The following is a 17,884-nucleotide window of genomic DNA, read 5'->3' on the forward strand; positions in this document are numbered from 1 at the left end:
AGACAATGTAAATGCACCGCCTCCCTTTTGCCTCCCGCTTTCTTGACGCCGGCGGCGGTTTTTCCCACTTTGCAAAACAAGCCGAATTCGTTAATATGGTATATGGTACATTTGAATGGAGAGGATTGTTCCATGGATCATGATCGTTTTTCTCAATCGAAGCTCGATTACCATTTGTTGTTTCTTTTATTCTTAATGGCCGTCGTCAGCGCCATCGCCATTCATAGTGCGGAAACGATGCTGCCGGAGAAGCTGCAAAGCGTCAACTTCGCCTCCAAGCAGCTGCAATGGTACGCCGTTGGCGCAGTGGTCATCGCCTTGACGATGATTATCGACTACGATCGGCTGTTTCAAATCGCCTGGTATTTATACGGACTCGGCATGCTGCTGTTGCTCGGGCTTGAGCTGAACGTTCCTGGAACCGTCACAATCAAAGGGGCAACAAGCTGGTACAGCCTCCCGGGCGGAAACTTCCAGCCATCAGAGTTAATGAAAATTTTTATGATTCTCGTTTTGAGCCGCATCATTGTCAACCATCGGGAAAAATACCCTGAACCGACGGTTCGGGATGACTTTAAACTGCTTGGCAAAATCGCTCTCGCCGTCCTGCCGCCCCTCTTTTTGCTCGCCAAACAGCCGGACTTGGGAATGTCGATGGTGTTCACCGCCATCACCGCTACCTTGGTGCTCGTTTCCGGCATTCGCTGGCGCATTATTTTTGGCATCGTCTTTTCCGGGGTGGCTGTCGTGGCGACGGTAGTCTTTATTTTCTTTTATTTTCCTGATTTCTTTCATCAATATATCATTAGAGAAGATTATCAGTTAAACCGATTTTACGGCTGGCTTGCCCCGTATGAATATTCAAACGAGCAAGGCTTCCAGCTCATCCGTTCGCTTATGGCCATCGGGTCGGGGGAACTGTACGGAAAAGGGCTCGGCAATTTGCAAGTATATTTGCCTGAGGCACATACCGACTTTATTTTCGGTGTCATCGCCGAGCAGTTCGGATTTGTCGGCTCGAGCATCGTCATTTCGCTCTTTTTCCTGCTTGTCTACCGCATGGTTCATATTGCGCTCGAGAGCAACGATTTGTACGGCAGCTATTTATGCGCCGGCGTCGCCGGCATGATCACGTTCCAAGTGTTCCAAAACATCGGCATGACGATTGGGCTTTTACCGATCACCGGACTGCCGCTGCCGTTTGTCAGCTACGGGGGAAGCTCGCTTGCCACTTATATGCTGGCGATTGGACTCGTCTTAAACGTCCATTCGCGGACAAGGAAATTTATGTTCGCCAGCGACGAATAGCCGCTTGCTGCCTGCCGGTAAGCGGCTTTGTTTTTTGCCCGGCTGCCAATGTCTGTTTCCCCCGACGGACGGGCACGCTGTTAGTAACTACACCAAACGGAAAGGAGCAGGTGGTATGCATATCGACATCATCGGCGATATTCACGGCTGCTGCCGTGAATTTATCGCCTTAACGGAAAAACTCGGTTACGTATGGGACGAGGGGATTCCGATCCATCCGCACGGGCGGAAGCTCGGTTTTGTCGGCGATTTGGCTGACCGCGGCCCCGAGTCGCTGAAAATGATTGACATCGTCTGCACCCTTGTCGACCGCAAGCTTGCCCACTATGTGCCCGGCAACCATTGCAATAAATTATACCGCTTTTTTTTAGGCCGAAATGTGCAAATCGCCCACGGTCTCGAGACGACGGTCGCTGAGTACCATGCGTTGCCTCCGAGCGAACAGGAGATGATCCGCCGCAAGTTCATTCGTCTGTATGAAGGAGCGCCGCTCTATGCCGTTTTGGATGAGGGCCGCCTCGTCATCGCCCACGCCGGCATTCGCCACGATTATATCGGCCGGATGGACAAAAAAGTGAAGACGTTTGTCCTTTACGGTGACATCACGGGCGAAACGAATCCGGATGGGACGCCCGTGCGCCGCGACTGGGCGAAACGGTATCGCGGCGACCCTTGGGTCGTTTACGGCCATACGCCGGTGGAAAAGCCGCGCTTTGTCGGCCGAACCGTCAACATCGACACCGGCTGTGTGTTTGGCGGTGCGCTGACCGCGCTGCGTTACCCGGAAATGGAGACAGTTTCTGTTCCATCGTCGATGCCCCACGTGCCGGAAAAATTCCGCACGTTTTCCTGATCGACCGTTTACCGGCGCGCCGCCTTAATGAGGCGCGCCATATCGTCGGGAAGCGGGGCGGCAAACGTGTATAGGCGCTGGGCAAACGGATGAAAAAACGACAGCTGCCGGCTATGAAGCGCCTGGCGGCTGATCATTTCCCGGCGTCCGCCGTACAGCTCATCGCCGGCGAGCGGATGGCCAAGATAAGCCAAATGGACGCGGATTTGATGCGTGCGCCCCGTCCCAAGCCGAAGCGAAACGTATGTATAGCCAGAAAGCCGCTCAAGCACGCGGAAATGGGTGATGGCCCGCTTTCCATCCTCGCGCACTTCACGGGCGATGATGCTGTCGTTTTGCCGGCCGATCGGCTCATCAATCGTTCCTTCGTCTTCAGCGATGACGCCATGGCAAATCGCCTCGTACGTACGCGTCACTTTTCCTTCCTGCTGCAGCACCGACAACAAGTGATGGACGTGGCGGTGCTTGGCGACAAGCACGAGCCCGGACGTGTCGCGGTCAAGCCTTGTCACAATATGGACGGTCGAATCAAGCTGCTGCTGCCGGTAATGATGCAATAAACCGTTGGCCAGCGTCCCGCCCGGATGATGGCGCGACGGAATCGTCGCCAGCCCCGCCGGCTTGTTCACGACAAGAACGTAATCGTCTTCGTAAACGATATCTAGCGGCATCGTTTCAGGAGTCATCCAGTCGCTTGCCCTCTCCGGCGGAAAGACGATCGTGAGCATCTCGCCGGAGCGCAACACGTGACGAACCGTGACCGGCCGGCCGTCAACATAAAGCGCCCCGCCGTGAAATTTAATATCGGTGAGCGCGGTTCGCGAAATGCCGTTCTCTTGCAAAAATTGGCGCAGCAGTTTTCCATCATGCTGTTCATCGATTGAAAATGTCAGCGTAAATGGCGGCAATAGTCGTCTACCTCTCTATCCATCGTGGCAAATTTTCGTCGTTCGGCAACGGACGCATCCGCCCGCAGCGCACTAGCGGCACGCCGCCGAGGAGGGCTGAACGCTTGCTACCGATCAGCGATAAACGAATCGCGCACCCGCCGCCAAAACGGAAACGGGCGGAAGCGGGCGAAACGCACTTTTTCATCGGCGACCCGACACTGAATCGATTTTACCTCTTTATGCAACAGCGACAAATGGTCGATCGTAATTTGAAAATCGACATGATTGACCGGCTTCAGCAGGCACGTATGATGCGCCGGCAGCACGAGCGGCGAGCCGATCGTCCGAAAGACGCGGTTGTTGATTGACGCCATCTCCGTCACTTGAATCGCTTCAAGCGACGGATGCAAAATCGCCCCGCCGAGCGCCTTATTGTATGCCGTGCTGCCGGTCGGCGTCGAAATGCACAGTCCGTCGCCGCGAAACCGTTCAAACAAGTCGCCACGGATCTCCACGTCCATGACGAGCGTGCCGCTGACGCATTTTACCGTGCATTCGTTAAGCGCTAAATACTTTGCCTCGCTTCCACCGTTAAGATAGCGGATCGTCACCTCAAGCAGCGGGTACTCAACGACTTGGTACGGCGTTTTGGCGATGGCAATGACAAGCTTTTCAATTTCTTCCGGCACCCAGTCAGCATAAAAGCCGAGATGGCCGGTATGGACGCCGATGAACGCCGTCTTGTCCAACCGGTGGCAATAGCGGTGGAACGCGTATAAAAGCGTTCCATCCCCGCCGACGGAAACGACCAAATCAGGCGCTTCTTCATCGTAACGCAAATCAAAATCAAGCAAGTACGTTTTCATCTTTTGCGCGAGGGCGTTCGACGTATCATCCCCTTTTGAGGTAATGGCAAACGCCAGCGGCGCGTCCGTTCGTTTCATTGCCCTTCCCCTTTTGCTTCTTGTTTTCGTGAAAAAGCGGCTTGCGCTTCTTGAATCTCGAAGCGGATTTTCGACATTTCCTCGTCGAGGCGGTAGGCGGCCTCCGCCGCGCGCTGCAGCCGGGCTTTAATATCTTCCGGAAAACGGCCGCTATATTTATAGTTCAGCGAGTGTTCAATCGTTGCCCAAAAATTCATCGCCAACGTGCGAATTTGAATTTCGGCCAAAATGTTTTTCTCGCCGTGGATCGTCTGCACCGGGTAGCGAATCACGATATGGTATGAGCGATAGCCGCTCTCTTTTTTTTGCGTGACATAATCGCGCTCCTCAACGATTGTAAAATCGTTGCGCTGGCGCAGCAGCTTGACGACCGTTTTAATGTCATCAACAAACTGGCACATAATGCGCAGCCCCGCAATATCTTGCATCTCTTCCTCGAGGCGGTCGAGCGGGATGTTTTTCTTTTGCGCTTTATCCAAAATGCTGGCAATCGGCTTCACCCGCCCGGTGACAAATTCGATCGGCGAATGCGTCTCGATCATCTCGAACTGGGCGCGAATCCCCCTTAGTTTCACTTTCAGCTCTTCGACCGCCTGTTTATACGGAGCTAAAAACAAGTCCCAATGTTTCACCATCGTATCACCTGCCTGCGTGTTTTCAGTCTGCTTCGGCCTCCGCCGCCCTCTTTGGAGCATCCACCGACTTGTTTGGCAGCCTCCGCTCCCCCTGCTCCCCCTTTTAAAGGCAGGCCCCGGCTCGCTTATTCAGCAAAAAACACTTCTTGCACCGCCCGTTCAAGCGCCTCGCCATAATTGGCGTTGCCGCGAATATTTTCAAGCAAGTAAGCTAATTCTTCGCCAAACTGTTCGAGTTCGACCGACGTCCCCCCGCTCTCAAGCCAGATCGTCTCTTCCTTGGCAAACGCCGCTTTCAACTCCGGCCACCACTGCTTCGGGATGATGACATAAAGAAAGCGGTCAGCCGTTTCCAAAATGTACACAAACGCCAATCCATCCGAATCGACGAGCATATGGCGTTTTGGCGTCACGTTCGCGAGCGGAACCGGAACATCGTCAACATGCAGCCAAAGCCGGCCGCCTTTCCGCTCCACCCGTTCAACGGTCACTTTGTTGTTCATGGTTTCTCTCCTTCCGCATCAACCATCCGCCCTTTATTTTACCATATTCACCCTATGCAGACGAAATAATTGATATTCGCGGAAAAACAACTGATAATAGAAAGAGACGATGTCTTGCCTGAAGGAGAACTATAATGCGTCAAGAAGTAGAAATTGAATTCAAAAACTTGTTGACTGCAGCGGAGTTTGACGCGGTTCGTTCCGCCTTCCGCCTCGATGATGGCGCTTTCCGCCGCCAAGAAAACCATTACTTTGACACCCCTTCATTCGCCTTAAAAGAACAGGCAGCCGCGTTGCGCATCCGGGTGAAAGAGGGGAGATTCACCTTTACATTGAAACAAACGCAAGCTGACGGGTCGCTCTTAGAAACGCACGAACCGCTCGCTCCGTCTGAAGCGGAGGCGTTGCTCGCCGGCGCGACCCCGCGGGGGGCGATCGCGGTGCTGCTTAAGGAAATGGACATCGATCCGCGCGCTGTCCGTTGCTTCGGCTCCCTCGTCACGGACCGTGCCGAGTGGCCATATGAAGGCGGCATGCTATGTCTTGACCATAACCGTTACTTAGAACACGAAGATTATGAACTCGAATATGAGACAGACAACGCTAAAGCGGGCGAGGAGCGGTTTTTGCGCCTGCTTGAGGCGCTCGGCATCCCGCGCCGCCTGGCGCCAAACAAAATCGCCCGCTTCTATGCCCGCAAGTATGAAATGGGGGAAAGATGATGACCGTTTCGCCGTTAAAATTGCTTGTCGAATGGCAAGCGTTGCAGACATTCTCGCCTGGGCGCTCAAACTTATTGCCATCGCCCGTTCCATCGCTGTTTTCCAGCCTCCTTGCCGAATCCCTTGACAGCCAAGCGGAAGCAGCGATCCATGAGCTTCGGAATCCGGTCGCTGCCGGCAACGGCGCCGCTAAATGGGATGGTCAGGCGGCTCCAGCTTCTGCCGCGCCGTCTTCCATTGATGCCCTCATTGCCGCCGCGGCAGAAAAATACGATGTTGACCCGCAACTCATCCGCGCCGTCATTCGCCATGAGTCAAATTTCCGCCCCGATGCGAAAAGCCCGGCTGGAGCGCTTGGACTCATGCAGCTCATGCCAAGCACGGCAAAAATGCTCGGCGTCAACAACCCCCTTGACCCGGCGCAAAACATCGACGGCGGAGTAAAATATTTGCGTCAGCTTCTTGACCGCTACGGTGGTGACACCGCTCTCGCCTTGGCTGCCTACAACGCCGGACCAGGCCGCGTCGACCGCTACGGCGGCGTGCCGCCGTTTGCGGAAACGAAAGCGTACGTTGAACGCGTGCTGCGAAGCTACCGCGCGTAAATCGCGGTGTTCAAGTCACTTTGTTTGAGATAAATGCCTGCTGTTGATAAAATAGCAATCAAACGACGACGAATGATTTTCAAGCAAAAGGAGCATCCGCAATGTCAGAACAATGGCAAACCCTTTATGAGGCGATCGGCGGAGAGGAAACGGTGGCGAAGCTTGTTGAAGCGTTTTACCGGCGCGTGGCCGCACACCCGGACTTGCGCCCGCTTTTCCCTGACGATTTTACGGAAATCGCCCGCAAGCAAAAACAATTTTTAACGCAATATTTGGGCGGGCCTCCGCTTTATACCGCCGAGCATGGCCACCCGATGATGCGGGCGCGCCATCTTCGGTTCGAAATTACGCCGAAACGGGCAGAAGCGTGGCTTGCCTGTATGCGGGCGGCCATGGATGAAATCGGCCTGTCCGGGCCAGCGCGCGAACAATTTTATCACCGTCTTGTGCTCACCGCCCACCATATGGTCAATACCCCGGATCATTTGGACAGAAAGGAGCATTCCCTTGAATGAGAAGTTCGCTGGGAAAACGGCGCCGTCTTATGCCCCTTCCCAGCCGCTAGGCAACACGAACAAACCGCTGGAGCTGTACTTATTTATCGATCCTTTATGCCCGGAATGCTGGGGGCTTGAACCAATCATCAAAAAGCTGAAAATTGAATATGGCCGTTTTTTTACCATAAGGTACGTATTGAGAGGAAAGTGGGCGGCATGGAACACGCGCAAAGGAGCGAAACCGGAAGCGATGGCGAAGGCGTGGGAATGGACAGCCAATCGTTCCGGCATGTCATGCGACGGAAGCGTCTGGCTTGAGAACCCGGTCTCGAGCCCGTTTGCCCCGTCACTCGCCATTAAAGCGGCAGAAATGCAAGGAAAGCGAGCTGGCCTTCGCTTTTTGCGCAAGCTGCAAGAACAGCTGTTTCTCGAAAAACAAAACGTCGCTGACTTGGCTGTACTGGCGGAATGCGCCGCCGAGGCCGGACTTGATGTTGATGAATTCCTGCGCGACATGCATTCACCAGGGGCCGCAAAAGCGCTTCAGTGTGATATAAAAATCACCTCGGAAATGGATGTCGACGAGACACCGACACTCGTGTTGTTTAACGAAAACATTGAAGACGAAGGCATTAAAATTTCCGGATGCTATCCGTATGATATTTACGTCGAACTAATCGCTGAAATGCTTGGCTTCCATCCCGAGCCGTCCCCTCCTCCTCCGCTCGAGTCATTTTTAAGCCATTTTAAATTCGTCGCCACGAAAGAAGTTGCCGTTGTGTACAATTGGACCATCCAGGAAGCGGAAACGGAAATGAAAAAGCTGCAGTTGAAGCAAAAAGTAGAGCGGGTGCCTGTCAAACATGGAACGTTTTGGCGCTGTATTGAAGACGCCCGGCCTTAGAAAACAAGAAGAAAGCCCGGCTGACGCCGGGCTTTCTTCTTGTTGTCAAGACAACAAAGGGGATGGGAGAAATTGTTCACGGTCAAACAAAGGGGTATCAGTTTTGTCTTCCGTTCACATCTTTATCTTAACAAACAGCCAAACCCGTTGGCAACCTGTTTGCTCGTTTGTTCACATTATTGTCATAATTCGCCTCACCTTTGGCACCTGTCATGATTACGTAGGCCATGCACATATATTCAACTAAAAGCAAACGAAAAGGAGGCGGCGTTGATGAGAAGACGAATCGGTTTATTCCTTTGGATCGCGGCCGCTGCCGCTGCGTTTTTCCTCAACCTTTTAGGGCTTATGCAGCTGCTCCCGCTTTGGGCGACGATGCCGCTTTTGTTTTTCTCGTTGCTTGGGCTGGTGGCAGCCTGGAATCGCCGCCACCAGTTTAAGGGGTTTCCGTCCAAACGGATGTGGCTATAACGCCGCATCCGTTTTATTTTCCAAGCAGGCGTTCCATTTCTTCCAATTTCTCTGCAAACACTTGGCACGCTTGGCGGATCGGTTCGGCGCTTGTCATATCGACGCCCGCTTTTTTCAGCACCTCGATCGGATAATCGGAGCTGCCGGCTTTTAAAAAGTCGATATACCGTTTCACCGCCGGCTCTCCTTCCTCTAAAATCTGCCTGCTGAGCGCCGTCGCTGCGCTGAAGCCGGTCGCGTACTGATACACGTAATAGTTGTAATAAAAATGCGGGATGCGCGCCCATTCAAGGCCAATTTCTTCATCAACCACCATATCCTCGCCGAAATACTTTTTGTTCAAGTCATAATAGAGCGACGTGAGCGTCTTTGCCGTCAGCGCTTCCCCCTCCTGCGCTTTCAGATGGATCAAATGCTCGAACTCGGCAAACATCGTCTGCCGGAAGACGGTGCCGCGGAACCCTTCAAGATAATGGTTCAGCAAGTATAGCCGTTTTTTCTCATCGTCGATCGTTTTCAGCAAATGATCGTTCAACAACGCCTCATTGCATGTTGATGCCACTTCAGCAACAAAAATCGAATAATGGGCGTACGGATACGGCTGTGTTTTGCGCGTATAGTAGCTATGGACCGAGTGGCCGAACTCATGTACGAGCGTAAATAAGTTGTTTACGTTGTCTTGCCAGTTCAGCAAAATGTACGGATGAGTGCCGTACGCCCCTGATGAATAGGCTCCGCTTCGCTTTCCTCTATTTTCGCGCACATCGACCCAACGGTTCTCAAGCCCTTCCTTGATGATCGCCACATATTCCTCGCCAAGCGGCGCCAGCCCGTCAAGCATATATTGCTTCGCTTCGTCGTAGGTCACTTCCATTTTCACATCTTGCACAAGCGGGGCATATAAGTCGTACATATGCAACTCGTCGAGTCCAAGCACGTTTTTGCGCAGCCGGACATACCGGTGCAACAGCGGCAAATGCTCGTGAATCGTGGCAATTAAATTGTCATAGACGCTCTCCGGAATCTTGTTCGCATCCAATGCCGCTTCCCGCGCTGAGCTATAGCGGCGGACACGGGCGAAAAAGTTGTCTTTCTTCACCGTGCCCGCAAGCGTATTGGCAAACGTGTTCTGAAACTTCTCGTACGTATGGTATACCGCATGAAACGCATCGCGGCGAACGCGGCGGTCGGTGCTTTCCAAAAAGCGGATAAACCGGCCGTGCGTCACTTCCACCTCATCTCCGTTTTCGTCGCGGATCGTCGGGAACGTTAAGTCAGCATTGTTTAACGCACTGAACGTGGATGATGTCGCCTGCATGACCTCAGCCGCCTGTGCCAACAGCGCTTCTTCTTCAGCTGACAAGACGTGCGGGCGCTGGCGCGTAATTTCATCTAGCGCGTGTTCATACAGCCTGAGCGGTTCGTATTGCGCCAAAAACGAACGCAACACCGCTTCATCAATGTCCAACATTTCCGGCACGATAAACGCCATCGCGCTCGATGCTTCGCTGTACAAGCTTTTCGCCCGATCGTTGAGCCCTTGGTAAAACGCGTTCGTCGTGTCTTGGTCGTAGCGCATATGGGCGTATGTATACAGCTTGCCGAGGCGCATCGACACTTCATCTTGATATTGCAGCGCTTCATACATCACTTCTGGCGATTCGCGAAGCCGCCCTTTGTATTCGCTGATCTTCGGGATCAGCGCCTTCACTTGCTGAAACTCCTGTTCCCAAGCGTCATCGGTCGGGAAAATGTCCTCGAGCCGCCACGTTTCCTCGACAGGTATTTCGCTCCGGGACGGGAGCGACTTCGTTGCCTTGTTCTCTTCCACCGTCACAATCCCTCCTTGAACTATCGGTACACGAATTATTATTCACTATTTTCCCCCTCTTTTCCTGTTTTTTGCTCATTTTTCCCTTCAGTTCCAAACTCGAGCGTCACCCGATATGTCGCCAGCGCCGGCGTCCGGTGAATTTGCTCAAGAAGAGCGGCGTCTTGGCGGATGACATCCTCGACCGTTGCTGGAAACGACAGCGGCTTGGCCAAGCAAACCCCACTCCCCTTCTCACAGCGGAGATAGCCGAGCAAACTTAACCAATGTAAATACTCCCGGACGGCCTGTCGGTAAGTGTCCTGACCGGCAAGCGGCAGTCGGCGCGGCGCGAGCCGCCCGGTGCGGATTTTCCCATCAATCCACCGGAAGAGCGCCGCCAGCGGCAGCGGCTTTCCCTGCTGGCGAAGGAGCGGCAGAAGGACGTATGTTTGCCAAATGAATGGGGCCGTCTCCCATAAATAGCCACGCGGCAATGGCCAGCCGGCTTCAGTCGGAAATAGCGATGGGACGATGCCGGCTTGATAAAAATCGGCGCAAATGCGGCGAACTGACTTATTCGGATAAAGCGGGAACGTGCGGCGCCATTGTTTTTTCCCTTCAAGCCATTGTTCCCAAAATGTCGGCGGAAGCGGCTGCGGATGGGCGGCAGTCAAAGCGGCGAATGACAGCGAGGAAAGCGGAAGCGAATCGATGGTGGCCAACGTGCGGCGCACCGACAGCGGCAACGGTCGAGAAAGAAAGATAAAACGCTTCGTTTCCGGACTATAGTACCATACGTGAGGGACAGCGGAAAATGGAACGCGGCGGGCAAACAGCCATTGAAAGCGGGAGAGCGACACTTCATTCGGGCGTTTCGGCGAGCGCCGCAAGTGATGCGCCCCTAACACCCAAAGCGGCCGGATGCCGAGGCGCCGGTAGCCGTCATTGCGTTCGCAAAACAGCGATTCATCGATTGGGGAACATTGGTATTCGAGGGCATACAGATGGGGGCCATAGCGGAATAATACATCAGGACGCTGCTCGATGGCGGTCAAATATGGCTCAAGCTTCGCTTCGACCCCTTGGCGGACGAGCCATGCGAACAAATCGTGCTTCCCGGTTAAATGCCGCTCCGACTCCGGTTCATGCTCGAACGGGCAGACCGTCCCTTTCCGATGGGCGAAATGCGGCAGACGATGGCGGCCGGACCGCAGCACAACTTCCTTCCGGCAAGCGGGACAAAAAAACGGTTCATCGTTCCTCAATTCCAAAAGCCGCTCCGGGCTCCACCTTTCCGCCCCAGCGAGCGAAATGGGCCGGCCATCGGCTGAAATGGCGACAAACAAGGTGCTCCCTCCCTTTTGCTTGTTGTTGTCCTTTCGAAAACATCCCTTCTGTCTTCGTCCGTCTATCGTTTCGACAAATGTCCCTCATTTTCCTGCCGACTTTAGCCATGCGAATAAAAAAGCCCGCCGAATCGGCGGACTTGCATCAGAAGCGATAAAAACATGTTTCTACAACAGCGGCGACAGCAGGCGGGAGACCGATTCAGCGATCCGCACCCGGAATGGACGCTGCTGGAACTGCTCATAATCAATGAGGGAAGCATGACGGAAATCTTCCAAAAAGTCGCGCACAAGTTTGTTTGTGCTATCTGTATAATACAAAAATGCGTTCACTTCAAAATTCAAATGAAAGCTGCGCATATCCATGTTTGCTGTGCCGATTGAAGCAAGCTCGCCATCGACGACGATCACCTTGCTGTGCAAAAACCCTTTTTCGTACTCGTAAATTTTCACCCCGGCCTCCAACAGTTCCGGGAAATACGAACGCGAGGCGTAAAAGACGATTTTTTTGTCCGGGCGCTTCGGTGCCAGCAGACGGACGTCAATGCCGCTTAGCGCTGCTACTTTCAGCGCCGTTAAAATGTCTTCATCCGGCACAAAGTACGGCGAGGCGACCCAAATCGACCGTTTCGCCGACGTAATCATGGCAAAATACAACTGTTTAATCACTTCCCACTTTTGGTCCGGACCACCGGCGATGAGCTGCACCCCACCTTGGCCTTCTTCAACAATGAGCGGCGGTGATAAATATTCCGGCGTCAACCACCGTTCACCCGTCATATAATACCAGTCTTGCAAGAAAATGAGTTGCAGCGTCCGGACGGCCTCACCCCGAATCAACAAATGGGTATCGCGCCAAAATCCAAAATACTCGTCTTTTCCTAAATATTCATCCCCGATGTTCAGCCCGCCGACAAAGCCGACGCCCCCGTCGATGACAATGATTTTCCGGTGGTTACGGAAGTTGATTTGGTTGCTCAAAAACGGCAGACGCACCGGCGAAAACGGAATCATCTCCACCCCAGCCGCGCGCAGCTCTTCAATGTAGGCATTCGACAGCTTCCAGCTGCCGACGGCGTCATATAAAAAACGAACGCACACGCCTTGGCGCGCCTTTTCCATCAGGACATGCTTCAGTTTTTGGCCGATTCCGTCATGGCGGACGATATAGTATTCCAAATGGATATGGTGCTCCGCTTTTTCCAGCTCGTTAAAAATCGCGGCAAACGTCTCTTCGCCATTCGTCAACACCGCCGTCTGCGACGCCAATGAAACCGGATGTTGACCGATGCGATAAGCGAGATGCAACAGCGGGCGCTGATGGGGTGCCATCGGCAGCCGCTCTATGGCGATCGGCGACGGCTCTTGAAACTTCAACAACACCGCCTCATCAGATTCAGCTTTCTTTTTAAAGCGCCGCTGTTGCCAATAGTTGCGCCCAAATAATAAATAAAACAAAAACCCAACAAACGGGAAGCTGCCTAACACTGCCAGCCAGGCGATCGTTTGCGCCGGTTTTCGATTCTCGAGTGAAATGACAAACGCGATAAAGACGACCGAGCAAGAGATGAGCACACTAAAAATGCCGAGCAGCTTCCCTTCCCAATAATCGTGCGTCAATGCCAGCAGCACGCCGACAAGAGCGATGAGAATCGCCACCCTAGACGTGTTTCTCAACGAAACCCCTCCACCTGCTTTTCATGATGACTGCCCTTCCCTTTCTAACGAAGAAAACGCCGATTTCTGGCAGCGAAATCGGCGAAATGGAAACGTTATGGGGCTGGAAAATATCCTTTTACTGTTTCGAGCGCGTTGTCGCCCATAATTTCAATTCCGTATTCTTCCAGACGGTAAATCGTCAGCTGCGAATCGTTTCCGTATTCCAGAAGGAGGCTGAGCATATTGTCTATTTCATGCTCGCTATATTGTTCGTCAAATTCGACAAACAAATAGTAGCACCCTTCAAACTGGAACAGGCGGTTCGACAAGTCGGAAAAGTCCGCGCGATGCGCCAAGGAGATCACGTCTTCAATATCTTTAAACGAAATGACAAACTGAAGGACGTCCTGCTCCCCGCTGTCTTCGGCGGCATCGCTTCGGCCGAAATGGAAATGGTGGCCAAACAGCGATTCGATCTTCTCATCGGCCGACACCGAGAACTCGCGCCATCTTTCTTCCGGAAGCGGCAGCTCAAGCTTGCTCCCGTCCTTGGACAACTGCGCTTTTGTCACGACAACCTCAAGCCCTTTTTCCAACGCCTGCACTTGAATCCAAAGCGGGCCGTCGAGCGAAAAATCGCTTTCACCATGGACTTCATCCATCATTTCCCAAAACAGTTCCTCGCTCCGTTCCCGATTATACCAGATTTCTTCACGATCAAAACCGCGCTCCTCTATATCAACATACGAAATATAAAATTTTACCGTATGATCATTGATGCGTTCGATTTCCATCTTCTCAACTCTCCCTTCTAAACAAAGAAATAAAAAGGGAAGGGATCTTGCCCCTAGACATTCTCTTTATTAGTGAAAACTTATATCTTGTACTTTATATTTTATGATAAAAAGCGAAGGAAGGGAAATAAAAAAACGCGTTTTTAAAAATTGGTTATGAAACCGGCCATGCCCTACTATAATGGTGATGAACACGGACGGAATGAGGGACGCCTATGGTGGATGAATATATCGTCTCGATCTTATTAATCATCGGCATCGATGTCATTCTCGGCGGGGACAATGCGGTTGTCATTGCGTTAGCGAGCCGCAATTTGCCGGAACAGAAGCGGAACATCGCCATCGTCCTCGGTACGGCGTTGGCGATCGCCGTCCGTATTTTATTGACGGCGGCCGTTGTGTGGCTGTTGACTGTTCCGTTTTTGCAGCTTGCCGGCGGCCTCATCCTCTTTTGGATCGCCTTGAAGCTGATTGGGCAAAAAGACGAAAAACCGGCCACGATTAAGGCTGAACCATCGCTCTGGAAAGCGGTGCGGACGATCGTTGCCGCCGATGTCGTCATGGGCATGGACAACGTCATCGCCATCGCCGGGGCGGCCCAAGGCCATATCGGGCTTGTCGTCTTCGGCTTTCTCTGCTCCGTTCCTATCATCATTGTAGGCAGCAAAATCATTCTTTATGCCATGGAACGGTTCCCGTTTCTCATTTATATCGGCGGTGCCTTATTGGCTTACACCGCCGGAAAAATGATCGCCGCCGAAGAACAGCTGCGCCCGTTTTATGACCCGCATTGGGAGCTCCTCTTCCCGCTCTCAGCGGCCATTCTTGCCGTTGTGCTCGGCTTTGCGGCCAACCGCCGGGCGCGCACTGTCAAATGGCACTAGGCGGCCGCTGATAAAAAACTTCTACATGGCGTGCCATGTAGAAGTTTTTTGATCACCCGTTCACTAACCGCTGCGCTTCGCGGAGCTGATACGCCCGCACTTTGCGCGGCAGGAAGCGGCGGATTTCATCTTCGTTATAACCGACTTGAAGCCGCTTTTCATCGATGATGATCGGCCGGCGCAAAATGCCCGGATTTTTTTGAATAAGCTCGTACAAATCTTGCAGCGGTAAGGATTCAAGGTTAATGTTCAGCTTTTGGAACACTTTCGAACGGGTCGAAATGATTTCATCCGTCCCCGTTTCCGTCATCCGTAAAATTTCTTTAATCTCCTCGACCGTCAGCGGCTCGGAGAAAATATTGCGTTCAACATAAGGAATATCATGCTTCTCGAGCCACGCCTTCGCCTTCCGGCACGACGTGCAACTCGGTGATGTGTATAGCTTGACCATTTTGATCACTCCTTTTTACAAGGAATCCCTTGCTTCCCTGCCCGTGAGCTGACGGGCTCATGCAACTATGCCTGCTTTCACACACTTGATGGCATAGCGATACGACCTATACCACCTGCCGGGCGGTCGGCCGTCTTGTTAATCATTTGCAAATTGAAATGACTTTAACATGATATATTATACAATAAATCAGTGGAGAAAGATATAGTTTTTCAACGATTAATGCAATTTTCTTCGTTCCCTCTTTCAATAGGGAGGAAAATCCTCTACAATCAAAGTAGAAGAGAAAAGGGGGAGGAAGAACATATGGCCGGCTATTTCGCTGACTTCGTCATTGCTTCAGCATTGATCGTCGTCATCACCGCCTTGATGGGGAGCATGAGCAACACGATTGGGGAACGGCTATTCGGTCGAAACAAGAGAAAGAAGCATGTTGAGGCTTCCCGCCGCATCCAGCAAGGGTGGAATTTCGTTGGTGGAAAAAAATAACTCGCCAAAATGGGCGTATAACGTCGCGCCGTCTGCTTCCCCGTTCGCATCGAGCGTCGGTGAAGAGACGGCGCTTTTTCATACCTAGAGGAACGATTCCTTTCCACCAAGCGAGCCGTTTAGGCATACATCGCCCGGTACCGCTTATACTCTTCTTCTGAACAAAGCACGAAATGACCTGGTGTAATTTCGCGAAATTCGAGCTCTTCCCCGTCTTTATAGCCGTGCTGCGCCGGGTCGTAGACGATCCGTTTGCGCGTTCGCTCCGTTTCCGGATCCGGAAGCGGAATCGCAGAGAGCAACGCCTTTGTATACGGATGGATCGGGTTGCGATACAATTCTTCCGACTCAGCGAGCTCGACCATTTTCCCAAAATACATGACCCCGATCCGATCGCTGATGTACTTCACCATCGATAAATCATGGGCAATAAATAAATACGTTAACCCTTTTTCGCGCTGCAGCCGCTTCAATAAGTTCACGACTTGCGCCTGGATGGAAACGTCAAGAGCGGAGATCGGCTCATCGGCGATGATGAATTCCGGTTCGACCGCGAGCGCTCGGGCAATGCCGATCCGCTGGCGTTGACCGCCAGAAAACTCGTGCGGATAACGATTGGCGTGCTCGCGGTTCAACCCGACCGTCTCCAGCAGCTCATAGACGCGTTGCATCCGTTCTTCTTTTGTTTTCGCCAGCCCGTGAATGTCAATGCCCTCGGCGATAATGTCAGCGACCGTCATCCGCGGGTTGAGGGAGGCATACGGGTCTTGGAAAATCATTTGCATTTTCCGGTTTAACTCTTTCAGCTCTTTTTTTGATTTTTTTCCATGCACATTGACGCCGTTAAACAGCACTTCCCCGTCTGTCGCGTCATACAACCGAATGATCGTCCGCCCTGTCGTCGACTTGCCGCAGCCCGACTCACCGACAAGGCCGAACGTTTCGCCTTTATAAATGTCAAATGTCACACCGTCGACCGCTTTGACGACTTCACCGCGGCCGGCCGGGAAGTATTGTTTTAAGTTTTTCACTTCGAGCAGTTTTTGCTTAGCCACGCGGTTTGCCTCCTTTCCGGGCAACGATGTCGGCAAACTGTTTCATCCGCTCGCGCACAATGGCCGGCGGCTCGACATTCGGCGCCAGCTCATGCAACAGCCATGTCGCCGCATAGTGCGTATCGGACACCTGGAACATCGGCGGCTCGAGCTCATAGTCGATTTTCAGCGCGTATGGGTTGCGCGGCGCAAACGCATCGCCTTTTGGTGGGTTTAGCAAATCCGGCGGTGAGCCCGGAATCGAATACAACTCCGTATCTTTATGATCAAGGCTCGGCATCGATGCAAGCAGCCCCCATGTGTACGGATGTTTCGGGTTATAAAAAATTTCGTCCACCGTGCCGATTTCCACAATCTTCCCTGCATACATGACTGCGACGCGGTCAGCCATGTTCGCCACAACCCCTAAATCGTGAGTAATAAAAATGATCGACATGCCGAGTTTTTTCTGAATGTCCTTCATGAGCTCCAAAATTTGCGCCTGAATCGTCACATCAAGCGCCGTCGTCGGCTCATCAGCAATTAAAATTTTCGGGTTGCACGCTAACGCCATGGCGATCACGACGCGCTGGCGCATCCCACCGGAAAATTGATGCGGATATTGCTTTATGCGCAATTCGGCGTTTTTGATGCCGACAAGCTGCAACAGCTCAATCGCCCGTTTGCGCGCCTCATCTTTCGACAGTTTTTGATGCTTTAAAATCGCTTCCATGATTTGTTTTCCGATCGTCATCGTTGGATTGAGCGAGGTCATCGGATCTTGGAAAATCATTGAGATTTTTTTCCCGCGAATCGACTGCATTTCCTTTTCCGACAGCTTTGCTAAGTCTTTTCCTTCAAATAAAATTTCCCCTTGTTTAATGCGGCTTGGCGGCGTCGGCAACAGACGCATGAGCGCTTTCGATGTCACCGATTTCCCAGATCCTGACTCACCGACGATCGCCAATGTTTCCCCTTTATATAAATCGAATGTCACACCGCGGACCGCTTGCACCTCGCCGGCATGGATATCGAAGGAAACATGCAAATCGTTCACTTGCAAAATTTTCTCCATCGTTTTC

General features: G+C 52.6%; 20 protein-coding genes. 9 read left to right on the plus strand and 11 right to left on the minus strand.

The annotated features are described in order from the left end of the window. Nucleotides 1–132 precede the first annotated feature (132 nt). Nucleotides 133–1,308: an FtsW/RodA/SpoVE family cell cycle protein gene (locus tag IC803_RS12910; RefSeq protein WP_081209966.1), complete on the plus strand. Its 1,176-nt coding sequence runs from the start codon at nt 133–135 to the stop codon at nt 1,306–1,308. A gap of 115 nt (nt 1,309–1,423) precedes the next feature. After that, complete coding sequence (prpE, locus tag IC803_RS12915) at nt 1,424–2,161, plus strand: bis(5'-nucleosyl)-tetraphosphatase PrpE (RefSeq protein WP_081209968.1); 738 nt, start codon at nt 1,424–1,426, stop codon at nt 2,159–2,161. An 8-nt stretch (nt 2,162–2,169) separates the two neighbouring features. Here prpE and IC803_RS12920 read toward each other — a convergent pair whose 3' ends face one another. The 4 genes from IC803_RS12920 to IC803_RS12935 form a co-directional block, all read right to left on the minus strand. Beyond that, the gene (locus IC803_RS12920) at nt 2,170–3,069 is read right to left on the minus strand and encodes an RluA family pseudouridine synthase (RefSeq protein WP_081209970.1); all 900 of its coding nucleotides are present in this window, start codon (nt 3,067–3,069) and stop codon (nt 2,170–2,172) included. A 107-nt stretch (nt 3,070–3,176) separates the two neighbouring features. Next, nucleotides 3,177–3,995, minus strand: a complete 819-nt coding sequence (locus tag IC803_RS12925) for an NAD kinase (RefSeq protein ID WP_081209972.1) — start codon at nt 3,993–3,995, stop codon at nt 3,177–3,179. Further along, nucleotides 3,992–4,630, minus strand: a complete 639-nt coding sequence (locus tag IC803_RS12930) for a GTP diphosphokinase (protein ID WP_063165585.1) — start codon at nt 4,628–4,630, stop codon at nt 3,992–3,994. Before IC803_RS12930 ends, IC803_RS12925 begins: the two co-directional genes overlap by 4 nt. A gap of 125 nt (nt 4,631–4,755) precedes the next feature. After that, nucleotides 4,756–5,133: a UPF0738 family protein gene (locus tag IC803_RS12935; RefSeq protein ID WP_081209974.1), complete on the minus strand. Its 378-nt coding sequence runs from the start codon at nt 5,131–5,133 to the stop codon at nt 4,756–4,758. Nucleotides 5,134–5,267: 134 nt separating this feature from the next. On the opposite strand from IC803_RS12935, the gene IC803_RS12940 reads away from it, so the two are divergent. The 5 genes from IC803_RS12940 (at nt 5,268) to IC803_RS12960 (ending at nt 8,332) form a co-directional block, all read left to right on the plus strand. Next, nucleotides 5,268–5,855, plus strand: a complete 588-nt coding sequence (locus IC803_RS12940) for a CYTH domain-containing protein (protein WP_081209976.1) — start codon at nt 5,268–5,270, stop codon at nt 5,853–5,855. Next, a complete protein-coding gene (locus IC803_RS12945; protein ID WP_081209978.1) occupies nt 5,855–6,460 on the plus strand; it encodes a lytic transglycosylase domain-containing protein in 606 nt (201 codons plus the stop codon). The genes IC803_RS12940 and IC803_RS12945 overlap by 1 nt, the downstream gene beginning before the upstream one ends. Nucleotides 6,461–6,561: 101 nt before the next feature. Beyond that, nucleotides 6,562–6,975, plus strand: coding sequence for a globin domain-containing protein (locus IC803_RS12950; protein ID WP_081209980.1), 414 nt, complete (start codon nt 6,562–6,564; stop codon nt 6,973–6,975). Next, on the plus strand, nt 6,968–7,861 hold the full coding sequence (gene spxH, locus IC803_RS12955; RefSeq protein ID WP_081209982.1) for a ClpXP adapter protein SpxH: 894 nt from the start codon (nt 6,968–6,970) through the stop codon (nt 7,859–7,861). The genes IC803_RS12950 and spxH overlap by 8 nt, the downstream gene beginning before the upstream one ends. 273 nt (nt 7,862–8,134) lie before the next feature. After that, nucleotides 8,135–8,332, plus strand: a complete 198-nt coding sequence (locus IC803_RS12960) for a hypothetical protein (protein WP_081209984.1) — start codon at nt 8,135–8,137, stop codon at nt 8,330–8,332. Nucleotides 8,333–8,345: 13 nt separating this feature from the next. On the opposite strand, the gene pepF is transcribed toward IC803_RS12960, so the two are convergent. The 4 genes from pepF to mecA form a co-directional block, all read right to left on the minus strand. After that, complete coding sequence (gene pepF / locus IC803_RS12965; RefSeq protein ID WP_081209986.1) at nt 8,346–10,169, minus strand: oligoendopeptidase F; 1,824 nt, start codon at nt 10,167–10,169, stop codon at nt 8,346–8,348. Between the two features lie 32 nt (nt 10,170–10,201). Then, a complete protein-coding gene (locus IC803_RS12970; protein ID WP_143421094.1) occupies nt 10,202–11,491 on the minus strand; it encodes a competence protein CoiA in 1,290 nt (429 codons plus the stop codon). Between the two features lie 168 nt (nt 11,492–11,659). After that, a complete protein-coding gene (gene cls, locus IC803_RS12975; RefSeq protein ID WP_081209988.1) occupies nt 11,660–13,168 on the minus strand; it encodes a cardiolipin synthase in 1,509 nt (502 codons plus the stop codon). A 95-nt stretch (nt 13,169–13,263) separates the two neighbouring features. Next, on the minus strand, nt 13,264–13,944 hold the full coding sequence (gene mecA, locus IC803_RS12980) for an adaptor protein MecA (RefSeq protein ID WP_081209990.1): 681 nt from the start codon (nt 13,942–13,944) through the stop codon (nt 13,264–13,266). A 215-nt stretch (nt 13,945–14,159) separates the two neighbouring features. On the opposite strand from mecA, the gene IC803_RS12985 reads away from it, so the two are divergent. Next, complete coding sequence (locus IC803_RS12985; protein ID WP_081209993.1) at nt 14,160–14,828, plus strand: TerC family protein; 669 nt, start codon at nt 14,160–14,162, stop codon at nt 14,826–14,828. 52 nt (nt 14,829–14,880) lie between these two features. Here IC803_RS12985 and spxA read toward each other — a convergent pair whose 3' ends face one another. Continuing rightward, the gene (spxA, locus tag IC803_RS12990) at nt 14,881–15,279 is read right to left on the minus strand and encodes a transcriptional regulator SpxA (RefSeq protein WP_008878970.1); all 399 of its coding nucleotides are present in this window, start codon (nt 15,277–15,279) and stop codon (nt 14,881–14,883) included. A 306-nt stretch (nt 15,280–15,585) separates the two neighbouring features. Between spxA and IC803_RS12995 the strand changes: the two genes are divergently transcribed. Next, the gene (locus IC803_RS12995) at nt 15,586–15,768 is read left to right on the plus strand and encodes a hypothetical protein (RefSeq protein ID WP_081209995.1); all 183 of its coding nucleotides are present in this window, start codon (nt 15,586–15,588) and stop codon (nt 15,766–15,768) included. A 119-nt stretch (nt 15,769–15,887) separates the two neighbouring features. On the opposite strand, the gene IC803_RS13000 is transcribed toward IC803_RS12995, so the two are convergent. Together IC803_RS13000 and IC803_RS13005 are read right to left on the minus strand one after the other, a co-directional pair. Further along, nucleotides 15,888–16,823 (minus strand): ABC transporter ATP-binding protein, encoded by a 936-nt coding sequence (locus IC803_RS13000; RefSeq protein ID WP_081209997.1) that lies wholly within the window; start codon nt 16,821–16,823, stop codon nt 15,888–15,890. Continuing rightward, nucleotides 16,816–17,877, minus strand: a complete 1,062-nt coding sequence (locus tag IC803_RS13005; RefSeq protein ID WP_081209999.1) for an ABC transporter ATP-binding protein — start codon at nt 17,875–17,877, stop codon at nt 16,816–16,818. Before IC803_RS13005 ends, IC803_RS13000 begins: the two co-directional genes overlap by 8 nt. Nucleotides 17,878–17,884 lie beyond the last annotated feature (7 nt).

Origin of the sequence: Geobacillus sp. 46C-IIa (assembly GCF_014679505.1) — a bacterium.
Classification (GTDB): domain Bacteria; phylum Bacillota; class Bacilli; order Bacillales; family Anoxybacillaceae; genus Geobacillus.

Coding starts and splice junctions, on each gene's coding strand:
- IC803_RS12935 (WP_081209974.1), bottom strand. CDS start 5,133: ATGAACAACAAAGTGACCGTTGAACGGGTGGAGCGGAAAGGCGGCCGG.
- IC803_RS12940 (WP_081209976.1), top strand. CDS start 5,268: ATGCGTCAAGAAGTAGAAATTGAATTCAAAAACTTGTTGACTGCAGCG.
- IC803_RS12930 (WP_063165585.1), bottom strand. CDS start 4,630: ATGGTGAAACATTGGGACTTGTTTTTAGCTCCGTATAAACAGGCGGTC.
- IC803_RS12960 (WP_081209984.1), top strand. CDS start 8,135: ATGAGAAGACGAATCGGTTTATTCCTTTGGATCGCGGCCGCTGCCGCT.
- IC803_RS13005 (WP_081209999.1), bottom strand. CDS start 17,877: ATGGAGAAAATTTTGCAAGTGAACGATTTGCATGTTTCCTTCGATATC.
- IC803_RS12925 (WP_081209972.1), bottom strand. CDS start 3,995: ATGAAACGAACGGACGCGCCGCTGGCGTTTGCCATTACCTCAAAAGGG.
- spxA (WP_008878970.1), bottom strand. CDS start 15,279: ATGGTCAAGCTATACACATCACCGAGTTGCACGTCGTGCCGGAAGGCG.
- prpE (WP_081209968.1), top strand. CDS start 1,424: ATGCATATCGACATCATCGGCGATATTCACGGCTGCTGCCGTGAATTT.
- IC803_RS12985 (WP_081209993.1), top strand. CDS start 14,160: ATGGTGGATGAATATATCGTCTCGATCTTATTAATCATCGGCATCGAT.
- mecA (WP_081209990.1), bottom strand. CDS start 13,944: ATGGAAATCGAACGCATCAATGATCATACGGTAAAATTTTATATTTCG.
- IC803_RS12995 (WP_081209995.1), top strand. CDS start 15,586: ATGGCCGGCTATTTCGCTGACTTCGTCATTGCTTCAGCATTGATCGTC.
- IC803_RS12910 (WP_081209966.1), top strand. CDS start 133: ATGGATCATGATCGTTTTTCTCAATCGAAGCTCGATTACCATTTGTTG.
- IC803_RS12950 (WP_081209980.1), top strand. CDS start 6,562: ATGTCAGAACAATGGCAAACCCTTTATGAGGCGATCGGCGGAGAGGAA.
- IC803_RS12945 (WP_081209978.1), top strand. CDS start 5,855: ATGACCGTTTCGCCGTTAAAATTGCTTGTCGAATGGCAAGCGTTGCAG.